Origin of the sequence: Pseudomonas japonica (assembly GCF_900188455.1) — a bacterium.
GTDB classification, from domain to species: domain Bacteria; phylum Pseudomonadota; class Gammaproteobacteria; order Pseudomonadales; family Pseudomonadaceae; genus Aquipseudomonas; species Aquipseudomonas japonica.
Map to the genome: position 1 here is coordinate 34,935 of NZ_FZOL01000015.1, position 20,586 is coordinate 55,520.

Here is a 20,586-nt window from a genome sequence, read left to right on the forward strand (position 1 = left end):
CATCATCAAGACGCCGGTTGGCGCATTATGCGAAGTGATGATTATCCCCGCGACGCTTCATAACCCTGCTGGATGCTTGGGTATTCGCTGTGACCGCCGAGCTTGCCGAGGACGCCATGAAGGGCTATCACAGTGCTTTTGCCCAACCTTTGCGAGGCTCCCATGACTGCCCAGACCAATCGCCGCTTCCTGCTCGCCAAACGCCCGCTGGGCGCCGTGACCCGGGACGACTTCCACTTCGAACAGCCGCCGCTGGGCGAACCCGCCGATGGCCAGGTGCTGGTGAAGAACCTGTACCTGTCCCTCGACCCGGCAATGCGCGGCTGGATGAACGAGGGCAAGTCGTACATTCCCCCCGTCGGCCTGGGCGAAGTGATGCGTGCCCTGGGGGTCGGCGAAGTAGTCGCCTCACGCAATCCGAAGTTCGCCGTCGGCGACCATGTCAATGGCCTCCTCGGCGTACAGGACTACTTCCTCGGTGAGCCCCAGGGCTTCTACAAGGTCGACCCGCGGCTGGTGCCGCTGCCCCGCTATCTCTCGGCGCTGGGCATGACCGGCATGACCGCCTATTTCGCCCTGCTCGACGTCGGCCAGCCGAAAGCTGGCGACACCGTGGTGATTTCCGGGGCCGCCGGCGCGGTGGGCAGCATCGCCGGGCAGATTGCCAGGATCAAGGGTTGCCGCGTGGTGGGTATCGCCGGCGGTGCGCAGAAATGCCAATACCTGAAGGATGAGCTGGGCTTCGACGGCACCATCGACTACAAGGCCGAGGATGTGCTGGAAGGTCTGAAGCGGGAGTGCCCGAAAGGCGTGGACGTGTATTTCGACAACGTCGGCGGCGACATCCTCGATGCCGTGCTCAGCCAGCTCAACCTCAAGGCCCGCGTAGTCATCTGCGGCGCCATCAGCCAGTACAACAACAAGCAGGCGGTGAAAGGTCCGACCAACTACCTGGCATTGCTGGTCAATCGTGCGCGGATGGAGGGTTTCGTGGTCATGGACTACATCTCCCAGTACGCCGCGGCGGGCCAGGAAATCGCCGGCTGGCTGGCCAGCGGCCAACTGAAGAGCAAGGAGGACGTGGTCGAAGGCCTGGAGACCTTCCCCGAAACGCTGTTGAAGCTGTTCAGCGGGGAGAATTTCGGCAAGCTGGTGCTGAAGGTGTGAAATGAAACAGGGCCCTTTCGGGCCCTGTCTTTCGTCTTAGCCGCGGATTTCCGCGACGACCGCAGCCAACGCCTGTGCAGGATCGGCGGCCTGACTGATCGGGCGGCCGATCACCAGATAATCGGAACCGGCATCCAGGGCCTGACGCGGGGTCAGGATACGGCGCTGGTCATCCTGGGCACTGCCCGTCGGACGGATACCTGGGGTCACCAGTTGCAGCGACGGATGCGCCGCCTTCAGCGCCGGTGCTTCCAGGGCCGAGCAGACCAGACCGTCCATACCGGCCTTCTCTGCCAGCGCAGCCAGACGCAGCACCTGCTCCTGCGGCTCGATATCCAGGCCGATTCCGGCCAGGTCCTCGCGCTCCATGCTGGTCAGCACGGTCACACCGATCAGCAGTGGCTGCGGGCCGTTACGCTTGGCCAGTTCCTCACGGCAAGCCGCCATCATGCGCAGGCCGCCCGAGCAATGTACGTTGACCATCCATACACCCATCTCGGCCGCGGCCTTGACCGCCATCGCCGTGGTGTTGGGAATGTCGTGGAATTTCAGATCGAGGAAAACTTCGAAACCCTTGCTGCACAGGGTTTCGACGATGCCGGAAGCGCTGCTGGTGAACAGCTCCTTGCCGACCTTCACCCGGCACAGCGCAGGGTCCAACTGATCGGCCAGCTTAAGGGCGGCGTCACGGGTGGGAAAATCCAGGGCGACAATCAGGGGCGTCTGGCAGGCGGACATGGGCAGGGTCTCTTGGCAAGTCGAAAACGGCGCGCATTGTAAACGATGCGGCGCTGCAAAGGGGGCCGGCGATCGCACTCGCCCTATAATTGAACCAATGCGTTAAGATTTTACTCGATATTACAGACACGGCCCGTTCGCCGAGAGAGAAGGAGACTGTCATGCCTTGGTATGCCTGGTTGATTCTGCTGGTGGCACTTGGCTCCATCATCGGTGGTCTGATGATGTTGAGAGACACGGCGAAGAAATTGCCACTGACGGAAGAGCAGTTGAAACGCGTTCATGAAAGGAATGCGGAGATGGACGCCAAAGAGGCACAAGACCGCTGAGGTTAGCGGATTCAGGGGCGGGGGAAGCCCACCCCTGAGAGCTTCAGTTGACCGTTATTTTCTCCCGGTTACGGTCGACAATTGCCTTGCCGATCCCCTCGACCTCCAGCAGTTCGTCCACAGATGCGAAGTTTCCGTTGGATTCCCGATAGGCAACGATTGCTTTCGATTTAGCCTCGCCTATTCCCGAGAGCTCACGCTGAAGCGTAAGGGCATCGGCCTTGTTCAAATCGAGTTTCCCGGTCGACTGCTCCGCAGAGATTGATAGCGGTGCTGTTTCAGCATTGCCTGATTTACCCGGTGCTGCTCCCGCCGCGAGGGAAAATGTCACGACGAATGCTGCCAGAACGGAAGTAAGGTAAGTAGGGCGCATAGGATGTTGCTCCATAGGATCAGTGTTTTCAGGGGCAGCTTTTCCGTAGCTGCCGCAGAAGGCTAGACCTGTGGTTATGGATCGGCAAACGCCCTTGTCGCCTCAGTGTTTTCCAAACAATTCAAGAGCGCACCGAAACCAGGCGCGCCCAATAGGTCATCGCCGTCAGGGAGCTTGGATATTCGCTGGGCACTTCGAAATAAGGCAAAATGCCAGATTACGCACTGTACGCACCATGCGGACGTTGCAGAAGGGCTGTCAAAGGAGGGCTGCCGTCCCCAAGCGATACGTGCTCAGGAAACCGGCAGCGAGTAGAGATGAAACAATCTTGCGTGCTGCGAATAGAGGCTATCGCAGCACCCACATCAATGACGACTTTGTTGGGATGCCAGCACAGAGCGCCGCACAACTGCAACGCCCAGCCCCAGCAAGAACCCAAACAGCAAGCCAAAGCCGACAATAAGCGCTTTCTTCGGCTTGACTGGGGATTGAGGTTCCATTGCAATCTTGTCGACCCGAGCCAGTTCGAGGTTATCGAACTTGGTGTTCAGTTGCTGCAAACGCGTCAACTCACCACGGATATCCGCAATTTCCTTCAAGAACAGTTCGGGATTGTGTCGGCTCTTGAGGAGTTCAACTTCACGATTGCTGGCCAGCAAGCTGAGCTCTTTCTGGATTTCATCAATACGTGGCTCGGTGAAGTCATCGGAACGCCGTGTTTCCAAGGTACTGCGTTCCGCCTCCAATACAGATTGCCCCATGAAATACAGCGGGATCTTCTGATTGTTCACCTCAGTACGGACCATATTGCTTTGGCGCGCCTGGCTTTCGTCGCTAAAGGTCGACGGCGTGGTCGGCTTGACAATGCCAAGTTTCTTGGCAATGGTGATCGCCTCGTCAAGTTCCTTGATACGATTTTGCCGGCGGCTTTGCAGTTGTTGACGCAGCGCTTTCAGTTCATCCTGCAGAAGCTGCCTTTTAAGTTGGTCTTTCTCAAGCAGGGTGGCGATCTTCGAGTCTTTTTCCGCCTCGTAACCGGCTTTTTTCGATTCCAGGTTTTTTTCGACCTGTGTAATACGGTTGGCAATCAGGATCTTCAAGCCGGAGGTGACTCTTTCCTTCTCGCTGGTAACCACGTAGTTAGTAAAATCCTTGGTGATACCTACACCGTCTATACCTTGCGGGTATCGGACAGTAAACCTCAGACTGTCGCTGAGATTCTTGCTCTTGGTCGGATCGATGCTTTCAAGGGAAAAGGCCTTTTCATTGAATTTATCGAATGCTTCCTCGAGCGTCTGCCCCGCAGCCTGAAGCGGGGCAAGGTATTGAGGATTAGCCCGAAAGAAGCTGAGCCGAACATCGTAAGACTGCATGGAGGAGCCGACACGGATCAGCGCATCCTTTGGCTGGAGCACATACAGTCCAGACTCATTGAACTCATCCAGCTCTGCCTGTGCAACCGGACGAATATAACTTTCAACCTCATATTCCGGTGTTGCCCACAGAACATAAGCAATGGAAGCAGTCACCGCCAGAGCGGTGAACAGCAGAACAACCGCCCTCTGATCCCAGAGACCGCTGATAAGCTCTTTTACTTCAAGCACTTCTTGGCGAGAGGTATCTATCGATTTTACTGGAATGTTCATCGCACGCTCAAAAAATCATCGACAGCCACCCCCGAAACTCATCGGAAAGTTACCGCCATGCCTGTCAGGAATATGTTTTGAAAATTAACTTCAAGTTACAGATTCTCCCGCATTCGTTGACAAATAGCAAGAGTAGGACTCATTCGCGGAGACTGCTGAACCTTCGCAAACCGCGCCCTACCAAGCCTTTCCACGAATCCGCCTGGTAACTTCCGAGAATTTTTCGAAGGCCGACAGCTTGAAGTAGCTGTATTGCAGCGCTTTTCCTCCCGGCGCAGGTTCAGCGCGTTATAACTGGTGCACTCATACCCGCAGCAGCACTTTCGATATTTTTTCGTAGCAGCAGTCAATCCGAGGCTCGTTTCCAGGCATCGGATTGTTGTCTCGCGCGCTAAAGATCAACAAGAGAACTTGACCTGCTGGTCTCAGTTAGTTGCCGATACTGCTAGTCAAGGATCCAGACGACGCTGCTGATAAATCCAGTCGACGATCTCGCCATCCGGCGCATAACCGCTAACCGTTTCTCGCAGCAACTGCCGGACCCGATTGTAGTCATCTTCATCGATCGCCTTAAGCAATTGCCCCAGGCGCTCGCTGAGAGAACTCCACGACAGATAGTCTTCATTAGCCGTCATGATCATCGGATGTCGTGTCGCTGCGACATTGTCACCGATCAGCAGCTCTTCATAGAGCTTTTCTCCAGGACGCAAACCGGTAAACTCGATTGCGATATCACCATGGGGGTTGCGTTCGGAGCGAACACTCAAGCCGGAGAGATGGATCATCTTTTCCGCCAACTCCACGATGCGAACTGGTTCGCCCATGTCGAGGACAAATACGTCGCCGCCCTGCCCCATCGAACCCGCCTGAATGACCAACTGAGCGGCCTCGGGAATGGTCATGAAATACCGGGTGATGTTCGGATGCGTCACGGTGAGAGGACCACCGGACTTGATCTGTTTGTGAAACAGTGGGATCACCGAGCCGGACGACCCCAGAACGTTACCGAACCGAACCATGGTGAAACGAGTCTTGTTGACCCGGGAGATATTACCCTTGTCGCCGAACAGCACCGGTGCAGGCTCACGACTGAGCGCCTGAAGGGTCATCTCAGCGAGTCGTTTCGTGCTACCCATGACATTGGTCGGGCGGACAGCCTTGTCGGTAGAAATCAGCACGAAGTTGGCAGTACCTGCCTGCAACGCGGCCTGGGCAGTATTCAGAGTACCAATGACATTGTTCAATACGCCTTCGGCGATATTATGCTCGACCATTGGTACATGCTTATAGGCCGCTGCGTGATAAACGGTGCTGACCCGCCAGGTCTTCATGATATCGAGCATCTGAGCCTGATTACGCACCGACCCGAGAATCGGCAGGATCTTGGTCGGCAGCGACTCGCGCCGAACACGTTGCTCCAGTTCGGACAGAATACTGTAGAGATTGAACTCACTGTGTTCAAACAACAGTAATATACGTGGACGCAGGCCCAGGATCTGCCGACACAGTTCGGAACCGATTGATCCACCGGCGCCGGTTACCATGACCGACTGATCGGCGATGCAACGCTCAAGCAGGTCTTCCTGCGCTGGAACGGCATCGCGTCCGAGCAGGTCGGCGATATCTACTTCCTGGATATCTTCGACCTTGACCCGGCCACTGGCCAGATCCATGAATCCAGGAATGCTGCGCACATGCAATGGAAAGCCCTCGAGAAACCCGAGAATTTCCCGGCGGCGCGCGCGCGTCACCGAGGGAATCGCAAGGAGAATCTCCTGCGCGCCGGTACAGTCGATCATTTTCTGCAGATTACGAGGCTTGTATACCTGCAGCCCTGAAATGACACGATCGACAATGCTGCTGTCGTCGTCGATGAACGCCACCGGACGCATCAGTTTCCCGAGGCGCAGCGCCGCCACCAATTGGTTACCCGCCGAACCCGCACCGTAGATCGCAACCTTGGGCAATCCGTCGTCGCGGTTGGTGAACGGCACATGCTGAGCAGCCGCAAACCAGTCGCCGAGAAAATACTGGCGCATGGCCAAGCGCAGCCCACCCACAAGAATCAGACTCAACCACCAGTAGTTGAAGATGATCGAACGAGGGACGACATTCTCATGGTTGCTGTACCAATAGACGACCACCCCAAGAATCAGTGCCGAGAGGCTGACCGCCTTGATAATGGCGATGAGTGCGTCATTACCGAAATAACGCATGACCGCGCGGTACATGCCAAACCGGATAAACAGTGGGATAGCGACGATCTGCGCACTGATGAACAGCCAGACGTGATCGCGAATGGGGTTTGCCATTTCGTCGATACCCAGGCGCACGACGAACGCGAGCCACAATGCGGCCCAGACTAGTATGACATCGGCCATTACCTGCAACAGGCGTTTTTGACGGCGGGGCAGCCCAAGCAAAACAGCCCGCAATCGATCCATAACCCCTTCGTACACCTTTACTGCTCCCATAATGAATCAGTACCTGAAACCACGCACACTTGCCGACGCGGGCAAGCGGATCAATCTGCTTTATTCAAGCGCACCGGCGCGATAACGAATGGCAATGATGATCAGTGGCACATAGGCGATAACAACACCCAGCACACCATCAAGCCCCAGAAGCATGACGCACAAGGCGATCGGCAACAACCAAAACAGGTTGATCAAACCAACCGCAACGGTCACAGGCAAGTGCCTGCCATAGAGTCGAGATGCAAACTGATAGGCATGACTGCGGTGCGCCTCGTAGACCTTGTCGCCTCTGGAAAGGCGGCGGATCAGTGTATAGGTCGCGTCTACGATGAATACACCGAGCAGGATGAGCCAGCACCAGAACAACTGCGAAGACACCCAGGCTGCCTGCAACGACAGGACGCCCAGCGTGATTCCGAGGAAACCGCTACCCGCGTCACCCATGAAGATGCGTGCGGGAGGAAAATTCCAATACAGGAAACCAGCCACCGCCATGGCTAACAATAGAGGCAACATCAGCAACTGATGAAAACCACTGAACCAATAGAGCAGACAGCCTCCCAGGCAGGCACAGATCGCCTCGACACTGGCTATACCATCGATCCCATCCATAAAGTTGTACAGATTCAGCAACCAGACCAGATAAAAGGCCGCGATGATAGCTCCGAACCAGCCAAGATCAAGTTGCAGGCCGAACACCTCCAGAGTTGGCAGCCCGCCCAACCACGCCAACGCCCAGGCAGCTGCCAGGAAATGTCCCAGGAGACGCCAGCGTGCTGCGATATGACCATGGTCATCCAGGAAGCCGATAATGGCGATCAATGCCCCCGCGCCCCCGAGAGCAATCATACCGGCCAAGTCAGCGTCATTGTGCGCGCCCACTACGGCCAAGGCCAGGAGGAAGGCGAGCACGATCGCCACGCCACCACCACGGGGAGTCGGTACCGTGTGGGAGCTGCGCGCATTGGGAACATCAATGATGCTTTTGGCCAGTGCATAGCGCCGAAGACCGGCGGTCAATACAAGGGACAGCATTCCAACCAACGGAATTAGCCAGGTCTGAGTCATTTGCTTGTTTTTTCCTGATAGCCCCGGGCTGCCAGCCGAAGCGCCTCATCGACACTGATTGGCGGCTTCCAGCCCAGCACAGTACGTGTTTTCTCGATATCGACCTGCAGTGAACCACAGAGTCGCTGCGACAATGAGCGCTTGCCCAGCAAGGTTGCGCCGAGTTCCAACAAGCTGCTGGGAACCGGCAACAGGCGTGCCCGCTTGTCCAGAGCGGCAGCCATGCGACGCAGCAACCCGGTAGTGGACAGATCCTCGCCGTCGCTGACGAGGAAAGTCTGGTTAGCGGCGGCCGGATGGGTAACGCAGGTGAGCACCAGGTCGGAAAGGTTGCCCAGCGCAACAAGACTGCGACGGTTATCGATGGCACCGAATGGTAGTGGCACACCTTTGTCCAGCCAACGCATCATTGCCAAAAAATTGGCCTTGACTCCCGGACCGTAGACCAGAACCGGGCGCACGATGACCACCTCGATTCCGGTTTCCAGGGCCAGTGCGCGCAAGGCTTGTTCCGCCTCCATCTTCGATACGCCATAAGGATCAGCCGGGGCTGGCGTATCGTCGGCATGATAAGGACGACCCTTGAGCGTGCCTTCGCCGTTGACCTTGATCGAGCTGACGAACACGAAACGCGTGACACCAGCCCGGACGGCCTGGCGCGCGAGATTCAGGGTGCCGTCGACATTGACCTTGCGAAACGCCGCCAGCGGATCCACCTCAGTGTCATTCATTACATGCACACGCGCTGCGGAATGGATGACCGTGCGCACGCCGACAAGCGCGGCTGACCAGTCTGTCGCCTCATCAAGCGCTTCGAAACGACTGACGGTAACACGAGGGTCCAGGCCAGCCGGCACGTTTCGCAATGCCGCAACCACCGAATAATCCCGCGCCAGCAGCCCATCCAGGACAGCCTTGCCCACGAAACCGGAAGCTCCGGTCAACAACACGGTATGCGACATCACCTGCCTGCCTTACGTAGGGTGGCTTCACGAAAGAGCGACTCCAGCCTAGCCATGAGCTTGGGCTTGGAATAATGCTCGAGGTAGTACTGACGCCCGGCTTCGCCCATGATGGCACGTTGCGCCAAAGCAGTAGCGGCCAGTGTACTGGTAATCGCGGCGAGCCCTTGGGCATCGCCCGAGTCGCAGGCGAATCCAGCACCGGACTCGCGGATGACACGGGCTGCTTCGCCGTTGATCATGCCCAGCAATGGGCGCCCCGACGCCAGATAGGCCTGCACCTTGCCGGGAATGGTCTTCTGGAACACGTCGTTGGTTTTCAGGGTTACCAACAGCGCGTCGGCCTGGGCAAACAGACCGGGCATCGCCTCCAGTGGGTGACGCCCAAGAAGATGAACGTTGTCCAGTTGACGCTCCCGGACCTGCTCGGCGAGCCAGGCACTCATCCGCCCATCACCGACAATAACCCAGCGAACAGCTGCGCTGCCGCGCAACGATTCGGCGGCATCCAGCACCGCAGGAAAGTCCTGTGCCTCGCCCAAATTGCCAGCGAAGACCACGGTGAACACCGACGGATCCGCCTCTACAAGCGTGCTCGCCACCGAGCCTGGATCGGAAAAATCGTCTTCCGCCCAGCTTGGAAAATATACCAGCCGTTCGTCGGCGATCCGCTGTGTGCAGTACTGCTTCACGTTTTCCAGGAATCCATGGGACTGCAGCAGCAAGTAGTCGGTGCGGTTGTAGATCCACGACACCATCTTGCCTACCAACCCCAGCAAACGCGTGTTGCGCAACACACCAACAGCACGGAGCGTTTCCGGCCACAGGTCCAGTACCCAGACGAAAACCGGCGCTTTCTTCAGGCGACCGATCACGATTGCCGGTATGGCCGCCATGATTGGCGATACCGCATAAACGAAGAGCGCATCAAATTTGCGACCACGCAATTTGAACGCGCCGAACGTCGAGGCACTGAGGAAGAACGAAGCATAGTTGAGCATCAGCTGGATACTGCGCTTGCCCCGCGGCAGCATCGGCACCCTGACGACATCAGCACCGTGATAGACGGAAAAATCCCCAGGCGAAGTACGATAGTTTTCGAACACTTCACCCTCGGGATAGTTGGGCAATCCGGTGAGTACGGTAACCTCATGACCCTTTTCCTTGAGATCGCGGACCAGATCATTGATCCGCATGTTCTCCGGCCAGAAATACTGCGTTACGACAAGCACTCTCAGCTTTTTTTCAGACATGCAAACCACTCGGTTCAATAACGCTTCCATACGGTGCGATTCACATAGTCGGTGTAACTATGAAGAATGCGAACAACTTTATCTGAAACATTTGGCATGCTGTAGTCGGCCACCAGACGCAGGCTGCGTTCATCGCCACGTGCCTGGCTATCGAGGATGCTCAGCCCTTGCAGAACGCGGTCTACTTCCAATCCGACCATCATCGCCGCAGCTTCCTCCATACCTTCAGGGCGCTCATGCGCTTCGCGTATATTGAGTGCCGGGAAGTTCAGAATCGAAGCTTCTTCACTGATGGTCCCGCTGTCCGAAAGGACGGCCTTGGCCTCCATCTGCAGTTTGTTGTAGTCCTTGAAGCCCAGCGGCTTGAGCAGGCGCACGTTCGGGTGGAAGCTGACGCCTACGGCGTCGACGCGCTTCTGAGTACGCGGATGCGTCGAAACAATTACCGGCAGGTCAAATTGGGCTGCAACAGTATTGAGCACGTCTACCAACTTGAGGAAATTCTTCTCCGAATCGATGTTTTCTTCGCGGTGGGCGCTGACCACAAAGAATCGGCCCTTTTCTAGGCCAAGACGGGAAAGCACATCCGCCCCATCGATACCGTCACGGTAGTGATTGAGCACCTCGAACATAGGACTACCGGTCTTGATCACGCGATCGGCAGGAAGCCCTTCACGCAGCAGGTAATCACGGGCGATGGTGCTGTAGGTCAGGTTGATATCCGCGGTGTGGTCCACGATGCGGCGGTTGATCTCCTCCGGCACGCGCATGTCGAAGCAACGGTTACCGGCCTCCATATGGAAGGTCGGAATCTTGCGTCGTTTGGCAGGCAGGACGGCCATGCAACTGTTGGTGTCGCCCAGTACCAGCAACGCCTCGGGCGCGATCTCGGCCAGCACGCGGTCGACCGTGATGATCACGTTGCCGATGGTTTCGGCTCCGGTCGCACCGGCGGCATTGAGAAAATGGTCTGGTTTGCGAATACCCAGATCCTGGAAGAAGATCTCGTTCAACTCGTAGTCGTAGTTCTGCCCGGTATGAACGAGAACGTGCTCACAATGCTCATCCAGCGCACTCATCACACGAGATAGGCGGATGATCTCCGGACGGGTGCCGACGACGGTGACAACTTTCAACTTTTTCATAACAACCTCAATGAGCCTCGACACGTCAGTGAGTTGACTTGACAGGCAACGCATAAGTATCCGGGTGATCGCGATCGAAGATCTCGTTGGCCCACAACATGACAATCATTTCTTCTTTACCGATATTGGTGATGTCATGCGTCCAACCGGGCACCGTTTCGACAATTTCGGGCTTGTCACCTGTAGTCACTAGCTCATGAAGTTCGCCAGTTTCGATATGCCGGAAGCCGAAGTTGGCGGTACCCTTGATCACCATGAACTTTTCGGTCTTGGAATGGTGGTAATGACCACCGCGGGTAACACCTGGGTGCGCTGTGAAATATGAGAACTGACCAGCATCCTTGGTCTTCAGCATTTCCACAAACGTACCACGAGGATCGGTGTAACCCTTGACCTCATAGGTGAAGCTGGCCGGAGGCAGGTAGCTCAGGTAGGTGGAATACAATGCACGCGTCAATCCGGTACCCACCGCTTCGGTGACCAGCGACTCGCGGCTATCGCGAAACGCGTACAGCTGCTCCGCCAGAGAGCCGACGCTAATACTGTACTGCGGCTCGACAGAAACAAATGGATTGCCCGCCAAACGCCCTTCCATAACGGCCAGGAAGCAGGAAACCACATCATCGATGTAGACAAGATTGATCATGGCTGCGGGATTGCTGATCGAAATATCCAACCCACGCGCAATGTTGTGGCAGAACGTCGACACAGCAGAGTTGTAGTTCGGCCTGCCCCACTTGCCGAAAACGTTGGGCAACCTGAAAAGATGCACTGGTGCACCGAAATCATTCTGCAGCGCCAGCAACACCTGCTCGGCTGCTCGCTTGCTCTTCCCATACTCATTATCCAGTTCGGCCTGGCTGGAAGACGTATACAGAACTGGTATCTTGCGACTGCTGGCGACAATCGCATCGCATAACGCGCGGGTAAGGTCGGTGTTACCTATGTGGAAATCCTGAGGATCCTGCGGGCGATTCACGCCCGCCAGATGAAACACGAAGTCCACTTCGCCAACCAGGTGGGCCAGATCGCTGAGCAAGTCCTCGCGCGTGAAACGTAGGACCTCGATATCTTTACGCTCACGTAGATGAGCAATAAGGTTCTTGCCGACAAAGCCATTGGCGCCAGTGACCAGTACTTTCATGGGTTATTCCTCTGGCGCCGCGTTTTCACCACTCTGAATAGCGCGCATGAATTCAAGTTTAAGCAGCAGCTGCTGCATACCTTGAACGTCCAGACGCTCAGTGTTGTGGGAGTTGTAATCCTCGGTACGCGAAATTACCGTTTCCCCCTGCTCGACAAACTTGGCGTAGTTCAGATCGCGCAGATCAGGCGGAACGCGGAAGTACTGACCCATGTCTTCGGCGCAGGCAATTTCCTCACGGCTCAGCAACGCTTCGAACAGCTTCTCCCCGTGGCGGGTACCGATGACCTGAATCGGATGATCCGGCTTGCCAACCAGCGCAGTAAGTGCCTGAGCCAGCGTCTCTACGGTAGCCGCCGGTGCCTTCTGCACGAAAAGGTCACCGTTGTTGCCATGCTCGAAGGCATACAATACCAGGTCGACCGCGTCGGCGAGCGTCATCATGAAGCGGGTCATGTTCGGATCGGTCAAGGTAAGTGCTTTTCCTGCACGGATCTGCTCGATGAAAAGCGGAATGACCGAGCCACGCGAAGCCATGACATTACCGTAGCGCGTGCCACAGATAACGGTCTTGCGCTCGTCAAGGTTGCGCGATTTGGCCACCATGACTTTCTCCATCATGGCCTTTGAGATACCCATCGCATTGATGGGATAAACCGCCTTGTCGGTACTCAGGCAGACCACTCGCTTCACAGCATTCTGAATCGCCGCTTCCAGCGTGTTTTCAGTACCCAGCACGTTAGTCTTCACAGCTTCGAGCGGATGAAACTCGCAAGAAGGCACCTGCTTCAGCGCAGCTGCGTGGAAGATGTAATCCACTCCTCGTGTGGCATTCAGAATGCTCTGATAGTCACGCACGTCACCAATGTAAAACTTCAACTTGTCGCTCGCATAACGCTTGCGCATGTCATCCTGTTTTTTCTCGTCACGGCTGAAAATTCGAATTTCGCCGATGTCGGTTTTCAGGAATCGTTTCAACACGGCATTACCGAAAGAGCCAGTACCACCGGTAATAAGAAGAGTTTTATCTTTAAACATAGTCTATGACTTCGCTTTATAGTTAGCCAAATCGGGCTGGCAAATTCGCCTGCTCACGACCTGGATAATTGATCAACACCGTACGCAACTTGCCTTTGCACAAAAAGGTTGCTTGCAAACGAGCTTGCTGTACCGCAATGTTCGATAAGTGTCAGATGATTTTGCGAATCTGCGCCCCCCGAGCATGGTCAAGCCTGATGCATCTGGAGAGGCTGCCGATTGGCAGGACCGCCCACAACAGTGCCTTGAACGATCGAACTGAAAATGATTCTCGTTTCCCGGGCTCGCAGAGGTAGCACAAGCCCGACCTGCCACGTCACGACCCGTCTTACCCCGCTCAGGAGCGACTCCCTGCAGGACTGGTTGCGTCGGCATGCGTAGCCAACGTCGGAGAAGATCATCTGCATCATCGGAAAATCCGGTGGATGGCACTCAGGCATTCTATCAAAATCAGGAACTCTTCTTGTATTGCCAAGGGAGGAACCTTTTCTCCGACCATCTTGAGAGAGGAACCAGTCAACCTGAGGCTGATACGAATACGGCTCGTGACCGATAGAGAGGCGCGTAGCTATGATACCCGGCAGATCATGCAACTCGCCAATATACTTGGACTTTTCGCATAATCTTTCAGCATCAGAAGTATCGTTTTCGCGGCATCGATGACACCCCGAAAACGCAAAATCAGTGCTTATATGTACCATATCGCGCCTGTGCAGGCGAGCACAAAGGTGCAAGTTGATGAGACATCATCAAATAGAAAGGTAACGTGGTGAAAAGACTCCAAGCGTCACCACCTTGCAAAAATCCGGGCATTGCATCACCCAGCATCCTTGTCAGATCAGGTACCCAACCCCGCATAACCACTCCTTTTTCCGGGGACTCCCAAGGGCCACAGCCGCCGTGTTCGATGGCCTGCATCGAAACAGATACCAAAGTGCGCCCATTGTCTCACACCCTGGCTTTTCGAGCACCCTCACCATCCGATGCCTTCGAGACAATGAATCAATGCGTCAGTGCACTTGAGAAACCGCCATATCACAACCGTCGCCAACCGCCACGACAAAACAATACGTTCTGATACCCTGAAGACCAACGACACCCTCGAAAATGGCTCAACCCAGAAGGCTGAACCAACACTCGACGATCTCGAAGCTACCTCGAACTACCGACTAGGTTGAATATATTGAGCCAGGTAGCCTCTGCGGTTCTTGCCCAATCATATTTCCTGGCCTGCAGGACAGCTTTACCCGAGAGACGCGCAGCATAGTCTTCGTCCGACAGGACCTTCAGCATGGTTTTGGCAATATCGTCCGGATCGAACGGCGAGAAATAGGCGGCGGCGTCTGCGCCAAACTCTGGCATCGGCATGACATTGGATGAAAGAACCGGCCGGCCAGCACCCAACGACTCGAGTAGAATATTCGGGCAATTCTCACAAGAAGACGCGAACAGCACGAGCTGTGCATGATGATAATAGGCAGGCAGCTCGCCGTACGGTACTGCACCAAGAATCATCACCTTCTCGGCAAGCCCACGAGCCTTAATCAACTCATGCACCCGCTCGCCACCTGGCATATTGGACTCACCGATCAGCACCAAGCGAAAACGGTTTCGATAGTCATCCGGCAAGCTTGCATACGCGCTGACCACCTCATAATGATGCTTGTAGACATCAAAACGAGACACATATAGAAGATAGCTTTCCGCCGGCAAACGCTGAGGGCGCGGGACATTGACATCAACCTCCCTGAATGCCTCCCCTACTCCATGAGGTATGGTGATCGGGTTTGGAATTTTGGTCAGCCCCTCGATTACGCTGCGAGCATAGTCCGAAATGAAAATCGTCAGATCCGCCCGAGACATGCTACGCAACATGACACGGTACAACAGCCAGTTTCTGATGCGCTGCAACCCTAACGGCATGGACGCACGCACGCGCTTGTCGAAAGGCAGCATATTGCGGAACATGGTTACCACTTTACATCCCTTCGGCACCCTGCCTGCAACCACCCCTCCAGGGCAGAACAGCACATCTGCACCAACACGACTCAGATATCTGGGCAACAAGACTTTTTCCCAAACAGTACGGGTCAATGGATTGTCCACTGGCCATGCCGGGTAATAACGGCTGACACACGGATGCTCAGGCAGCTTCAGCCCTTCGGGGGCTAGCACCGTTATCTTCAAGTCGGCACGATCAGGAATATGCTTCAGCAGATTGATCAGGTAAGTCTGCCCTCCACCCAATCTGGCAGAAAACGCATTAATCACAATATTCAATTGAAAACTTCCTTGTTCTCGCCAGTCTGACCGCAACACTCAGACGACTGAATATCTCTCAACCACGCCTGGAACATCAAAACGTTCCAGATATGCGCACTACGATCAAACTTTCCTGACAAATGCTCGTGCCACATCCTGCCGACCTTGTCTGCATCAAGATAACTGTCATCAACCAGCCGCGAAGGGGATAGCAAGTCTTCCGCCCAGTCCCGTAGCGGCCCCCGCAGCCACTCCCCAAGAGGGATTGAAAAACCCGTCTTGGGACGATCAATCAAACGCGAAGGCACATAACGATCAAGCAGGCGACGCAATGCCCACTTGCCAACCCCTTCCCGCACTAGAAAACGCTCGGGTAAGGCGAATGCAAACTCAGCAATACGATGATCCAGCAATGGAGCTCGCGACTCAAGACTTGAATACATTGTAGCTCTGTCAACCTTCACCAAAAGATCGTCAGGCAAATGCTGAACAACATCCCATTGCCTCATTGCCGCAATGCTGTCGCTTTCCTGTGCAGGGAAGCTATCGAAGCCAGTGCATTTGCCACCGACGACAATATTTTCTTCCGGCTGCCAGTGAGACATGAGACGAATATACATCTCGCCCAAACTACGAGAGTCGATCAGTTGCCCCAGACGATTGACTCGACGACCGTTGATAGAAGATTGATACCGTGCAGGTAGCAACCCAGTGAGCCTGTCCCAATCAGCTGCTGAGGGATGGGTCAAAACAGAAGCCACCGCAGACCTCAGAGGCCTTGGTACCTTGCTGATCTTGCGCCAGAGGTTGGCGGTAATCGGATAGCGCGGATACCCTGCGAACAGCTCATCACCTCCATCACCGGTCAACGCTACCGTGACGTGCTCGCGGGTCAACCTCGAAACCAGTGTTGTTGGTATCTGCGACGAGTCTGCGAATGGCTCGTCATATATCTTCGGCAACATCGGTATCAACGCGGCTGCATCCAGCGCCTTGACATACATCTCTGTATGATCCGTACCAAGATGCTGCGCAACTTCCCGGGCATAAGGCGCTTCATTGAACGCCTCTTCTTCGAAACCGATTGTAAACGTCCGCACCCGACTTGAACTCTGAGCCTGCATCAACGAAACGACGAGGCTGGAATCGACCCCACCGGACAAAAATGCACCTACCGGAACGTCGGAGAACGATTGCAACCCTACTGCCGATGCAAGACGCTCATCGAGCAAATCCAGGACTTCGGTATCGCTGGCCTGGCTGAGCTGACTGCGCAACTCGGCAGTTTGGTCACTGACAAGACTCCAGAACGGTCGGGATTCACCCGCCACTCCCGCCGCAGATACTTGAATCAAATGCCCTGGATGAAGCTTGAAAATATCCTTGTATATGGAACGTGGCGCGGGAATGTAGCCAAAACGCATGTAGTCTGCCAATACATCCCGGTCAATCTGCAGGTCCTGCGCACATTGCGCCCTGATCGCTTTCAGCTCAGAAGCAAAATAGAAAGCTCCTTTGATGCGACCAAAGTAAAGTGGCTTTTCACCCAGGCGATCACGGGCGAGCGTGAGCTGGTGAGTCTCTTTGTCCCACAAGACAATTGCGAACATGCCAACGAGCCGAGCGAGCGTGGTCTCGACCCCCCACAACTCGAATGCAGCCAGCAGAACCTCAGTATCGGAGTGTCCGCGCCACTCGGTATTGACACCAGCCGCCTCGATTTCCTTACGTAATAGCGCGAAATTATAGATTTCGCCGTTAAAAACGATGACATAGCGACCGGACGTGGAATGCATCGGCTGATGCCCATGAGCAGACAGATCCAGAATGGCCAGCCGGCGGTGACCTAGCGCCAGCCCCATCCGCTCGTCGATCCATATGCCCTCGTCGTCGGGCCCCCGATGAAAAAGCGGTGCTAGCATGCTCTGGACACGCACCTCCAAAGCACCTACGTTTTCCGCCATCAACCCCGCGAAACCACACATGAATAAGCTCAATCCTTAGTAAAACGGCTTGTTACGCCCGAAGACACGAGACACACCGAAAAAATTCCCATAAACCAGTTACGCTCACACACCTAGCCGAAAGCCATTTTCCTGCAAGCGCCTCAGCGTCACCGGAAAATTAACCAAAGACCTGAGCAAAAACTCCGTCTGGTTAGGCGAAAACAAGCAAGGCGACGTAGTGACCAGTTGCCAGCGTGCATTTCGAACCTGTTCTCAACAAAGCGCGCTTGCCGCGAGGGCGCTTTTTCGTACAAGCCCCCGGAACGCTGGCATTCTTTTACCAATTTTTAGCTTCGCAGCCAACAAAAACAAAGAGTCAATCAATCACAAGGCACCTTGCCTCGGATGTCGGCGCGCCCAATATTGGTGATAGGCAAGCTCTACAGAGCACGCTCTGCAAATGTCCACCTCTGTACATATCCACCAGAATTCCTCAAGCACGAACAAGTTTCATTGCAAGAAACAACCCTAACGCCATTAGATAAAAGAACAATGCATTGAACAAGTACATCTCCCCGTACCAGACCCAGTGCATGACTGAAGAGGCACAGATCATATACAAAAACGTCTGCAGGTAGTCACCATTACGGCAATGCGAGTCTATCAGCCGTAGAAAGCACACACTGATGAAGCCATTGAGAAAAACCCCAAACAAACCAAAGTTCTCGAAAGCAACACCGGCAGCATGTATCCCCCCCAGCCCGGTAATGTAATACCAAAGTGCAGGATTATCTGCCGTGATTGGTTTCTCCGTTCCAAACACTGAGTATATTGGGGACGGCGCCAGAGAAAGAAACATGTCCAGATAAGTCTGACCGTAGCGCAAGTGCTCTCCTTCCCAGAAACCGGTCAACTGCTGAACAAGCGGCAGAATAATCGCATTCCACGAGTTAAACAGGAAAAATTGAGCTACATTATCGGATGTGAGATTCACATCCTGTCGAACCATGGAAACTATCACACCACTAGCCAGAAGCAGCAACATGAACGAAGTTACAAAAAGCAGCACCTTGAAATTAATCAGCCGACTATAACGGAACATTACACCGAGGACGCATGCCACTATCAATACGACAAAATCCCGGTCTCCTGTCATTGCGTTGGCGGCACAATAAGCCACCACCAGCGCTGTAGCGGAAATTGCTGTCAACCGGGAGGGGTAGACGAGTGCCAGGGCAACAACAGCGATGATAGAGAAAATCATTAATGACTCGGTTCCGGTAAAAGCCTCGATCATCGAGTCTATGTTAACGAACCGATACGCAATCAGCGCTGCGCACAGAGCAAAGAAAAGAACCCCCGTCAACTTGAAGTCTACTGATGAAAAAAATCTACTATCATCCGAGCGCAATCTAATGACAGGCATTAAAGAAGACAACGAATAAGCCACTAGGCCACCCATGACACCGAAGAGCCATACGAGCGAAAGCCTGAATACAAATGGGTCATCCAAGGAAAAATCATAGCCCCCAATAGGCCACAAGGTGACAGTGTCGCTCCACAGACAACTCATGAGCCCGAGGAACGGCACCGAATAACACACAGCATACAGCGCAATCAGATATTTTTTGGAAACCGTACATATAACGCACTGGGCGACCAGAATCACCAAGCACATCGAAACCAAAAATATCACCATAGAGTCTAATCCAAAAAAATAAAACAGCGACCGAGCCTCTCACCAGGCCCGGCCTTGATTTCATGCTCGCTCTCGCGCCCCAAGGAGTGACACCCCATAGCGAGAGCACTCCTCATTTCAGCAACCTGCGAGCACCCAAGACAATCAATACTGTTATCTGGGCGGCAAGAGCGAATAGGAAGGAACTGAAAAGATCAGTCGCCAACATCTCTCCCTTGAGGCTTGCGAGCAGCGTTGAAAACAAATACACAACTGCATATAGACAGCTGGCCAGAAATACAACTCTGGTCATATTCTTGCTGTGTAGAACCTGAGTAATAATTGTGGTCATCAAACCAGCGCCGCCTGCTAAGGCCGCATACTCCAGAAGCTCCCGTTTACCGCAGAAGCCATCACCGAGGAGACATAGCCAGTAGTCTTGAGAGACGACCATGAGCACGGGCAACACAACAGAAACCAATGCTCCAAACAGCAGATACAATCTGCCTGCGCCATCACCATAACCGGCAAGCCTAACAATGACATAGGAAGCAAGTGCGCTTGGAAGCACGGTGACGAGAATGTAAAACAGGAAAAAAATATTGAAGTAGCCAACCTCGGAAACATTCAGACTTGCATCAGCGAACATCATCAGACAAACAATATGAACGGGCCCCCCCAGTAGCATACTCCCCGCAAGAGCTGGCACGCCAGAGCGGGAAAGCAACGCCCACATCTCACGAAAGGAGAAAAAACCCCATCCCGCCTCCAGCGATGTATTAGTATCACTATTCTTTATCATCGAAAAACCGAAGGCAGGTGCAATCAACGTACACAATGCCAGCGCCAAGACTACGGTTTCTATCTGCCCCTCAAATTTGGCAACCGCGACCACCAACAGCAATCCAAGCAGCCCATGAGCGGCAAGTACAATCGCCCACTTCTTCGAGGTGTTGAGTGCATACATGAATCCGGTAACAGCCAAATTGCATACACACGCAAAACCGAGGAGAAACGTCCCCAGCATCATATAGCCATCAATAGCATCGTAAGATGAAGCAGGAGCGGGAAACGTCCACGAGATGATGACAGATAGGAGACCTACAACAAGGCCTCCCCACACCATCAAATTCAACGATGTCTTATAGCTTATATTCTTGGAATTCAGGACCACATAGCGGCTCAACGCGACGCTCAAGGACTCACCTGCGACCGCTGCTATACCAGTGATGATCGCGTAATGATAAGAAAAAACGCCGTACAGCTCGATCCCTAAAATCCGGGCCAAGCTGAACAGCAGGAGGAACATGCAAAGTTTATTTGCCAGCACTGTGACGGCACAAATTTCCTTGATCACGAG

Annotated in this window: 16 protein-coding genes; 2 read left to right on the forward strand and 14 right to left on the reverse strand. The window is 54.5% G+C overall.

Translation table 11 applies throughout. The features are described 5' to 3' along the window. Nucleotides 1-162 precede the first annotated feature (162 nt). The gene (locus tag CHB99_RS18170) at nucleotides 163-1,167 is read left to right on the forward strand and encodes an NADP-dependent oxidoreductase (protein WP_042122458.1); all 1,005 of its coding nucleotides are present in this window, start codon (nucleotides 163-165) and stop codon (nucleotides 1,165-1,167) included. 36 nt (nucleotides 1,168-1,203) lie between these two features. Here the strand turns inward: CHB99_RS18170 and pyrF are convergent, their stop codons facing one another. Continuing rightward, on the reverse strand, nucleotides 1,204-1,905 hold the full coding sequence (gene pyrF, locus CHB99_RS18175; protein WP_042122460.1) for an orotidine-5'-phosphate decarboxylase: 702 nt from the start codon (nucleotides 1,903-1,905) through the stop codon (nucleotides 1,204-1,206). A 161-nt stretch (nucleotides 1,906-2,066) separates the two neighbouring features. Here pyrF and CHB99_RS18180 point away from each other — a divergent pair, with 161 nt between their 5' ends. Further along, on the forward strand, nucleotides 2,067-2,234 hold the full coding sequence (locus tag CHB99_RS18180; protein ID WP_084702591.1) for a DUF2897 family protein: 168 nt from the start codon (nucleotides 2,067-2,069) through the stop codon (nucleotides 2,232-2,234). 43 nt (nucleotides 2,235-2,277) lie between these two features. On the opposite strand, the gene CHB99_RS18185 is transcribed toward CHB99_RS18180, so the two are convergent. From CHB99_RS18185 to CHB99_RS18250, 13 genes are all read right to left on the reverse strand, one after another. Beyond that, on the reverse strand, nucleotides 2,278-2,607 hold the full coding sequence (locus tag CHB99_RS18185) for a ComEA family DNA-binding protein (RefSeq protein ID WP_042122462.1): 330 nt from the start codon (nucleotides 2,605-2,607) through the stop codon (nucleotides 2,278-2,280). 365 nt (nucleotides 2,608-2,972) lie between these two features. Continuing rightward, complete coding sequence (locus CHB99_RS18190) at nucleotides 2,973-4,253, reverse strand: GNVR domain-containing protein (protein WP_042122464.1); 1,281 nt, start codon at nucleotides 4,251-4,253, stop codon at nucleotides 2,973-2,975. A gap of 449 nt (nucleotides 4,254-4,702) precedes the next feature. Next, on the reverse strand, nucleotides 4,703-6,697 hold the full coding sequence (locus CHB99_RS18195; RefSeq protein ID WP_042122565.1) for a polysaccharide biosynthesis protein: 1,995 nt from the start codon (nucleotides 6,695-6,697) through the stop codon (nucleotides 4,703-4,705). Between the two features lie 90 nt (nucleotides 6,698-6,787). Beyond that, complete coding sequence (locus CHB99_RS18200; protein ID WP_042122467.1) at nucleotides 6,788-7,798, reverse strand: MraY family glycosyltransferase; 1,011 nt, start codon at nucleotides 7,796-7,798, stop codon at nucleotides 6,788-6,790. Then, complete coding sequence (locus tag CHB99_RS18205; RefSeq protein WP_042122469.1) at nucleotides 7,795-8,760, reverse strand: UDP-glucose 4-epimerase family protein; 966 nt, start codon at nucleotides 8,758-8,760, stop codon at nucleotides 7,795-7,797. The genes CHB99_RS18200 and CHB99_RS18205 overlap by 4 nt, the downstream gene beginning before the upstream one ends. Next, nucleotides 8,760-10,013 carry a glycosyltransferase family 4 protein gene (locus CHB99_RS18210; protein WP_042122472.1) on the reverse strand — a complete coding sequence of 418 codons (1,254 nt, stop codon included), beginning with the start codon at nucleotides 10,011-10,013 and terminating at the stop codon, nucleotides 8,760-8,762. The genes CHB99_RS18205 and CHB99_RS18210 overlap by 1 nt, the downstream gene beginning before the upstream one ends. A gap of 14 nt (nucleotides 10,014-10,027) precedes the next feature. Further along, nucleotides 10,028-11,158 (reverse strand): non-hydrolyzing UDP-N-acetylglucosamine 2-epimerase, encoded by a 1,131-nt coding sequence (wecB, locus tag CHB99_RS18215; protein ID WP_042122475.1) that lies wholly within the window; start codon nucleotides 11,156-11,158, stop codon nucleotides 10,028-10,030. Between the two features lie 25 nt (nucleotides 11,159-11,183). Next, nucleotides 11,184-12,302 (reverse strand): UDP-2-acetamido-2,6-beta-L-arabino-hexul-4-ose reductase, encoded by a 1,119-nt coding sequence (gene wbjC / locus CHB99_RS18220; RefSeq protein ID WP_042122478.1) that lies wholly within the window; start codon nucleotides 12,300-12,302, stop codon nucleotides 11,184-11,186. A 3-nt stretch (nucleotides 12,303-12,305) separates the two neighbouring features. Further along, nucleotides 12,306-13,340, reverse strand: coding sequence for a polysaccharide biosynthesis protein (locus CHB99_RS18225; protein ID WP_042122480.1), 1,035 nt, complete (start codon nucleotides 13,338-13,340; stop codon nucleotides 12,306-12,308). 1,152 nt (nucleotides 13,341-14,492) lie between these two features. After that, nucleotides 14,493-15,611 carry a glycosyltransferase family 4 protein gene (locus tag CHB99_RS18235; RefSeq protein ID WP_245655585.1) on the reverse strand — a complete coding sequence of 373 codons (1,119 nt, stop codon included), beginning with the start codon at nucleotides 15,609-15,611 and terminating at the stop codon, nucleotides 14,493-14,495. A gap of 5 nt (nucleotides 15,612-15,616) precedes the next feature. Then, nucleotides 15,617-17,587, reverse strand: a complete 1,971-nt coding sequence (gene asnB / locus CHB99_RS18240; RefSeq protein WP_042122486.1) for an asparagine synthase (glutamine-hydrolyzing) — start codon at nucleotides 17,585-17,587, stop codon at nucleotides 15,617-15,619. Between the two features lie 454 nt (nucleotides 17,588-18,041). Then, complete coding sequence (locus CHB99_RS18245; protein WP_042122488.1) at nucleotides 18,042-19,247, reverse strand: hypothetical protein; 1,206 nt, start codon at nucleotides 19,245-19,247, stop codon at nucleotides 18,042-18,044. A 112-nt stretch (nucleotides 19,248-19,359) separates the two neighbouring features. Beyond that, on the reverse strand, nucleotides 19,360-20,583 hold the full coding sequence (locus CHB99_RS18250; protein WP_141137306.1) for an MATE family efflux transporter: 1,224 nt from the start codon (nucleotides 20,581-20,583) through the stop codon (nucleotides 19,360-19,362). Nucleotides 20,584-20,586 lie beyond the last annotated feature (3 nt).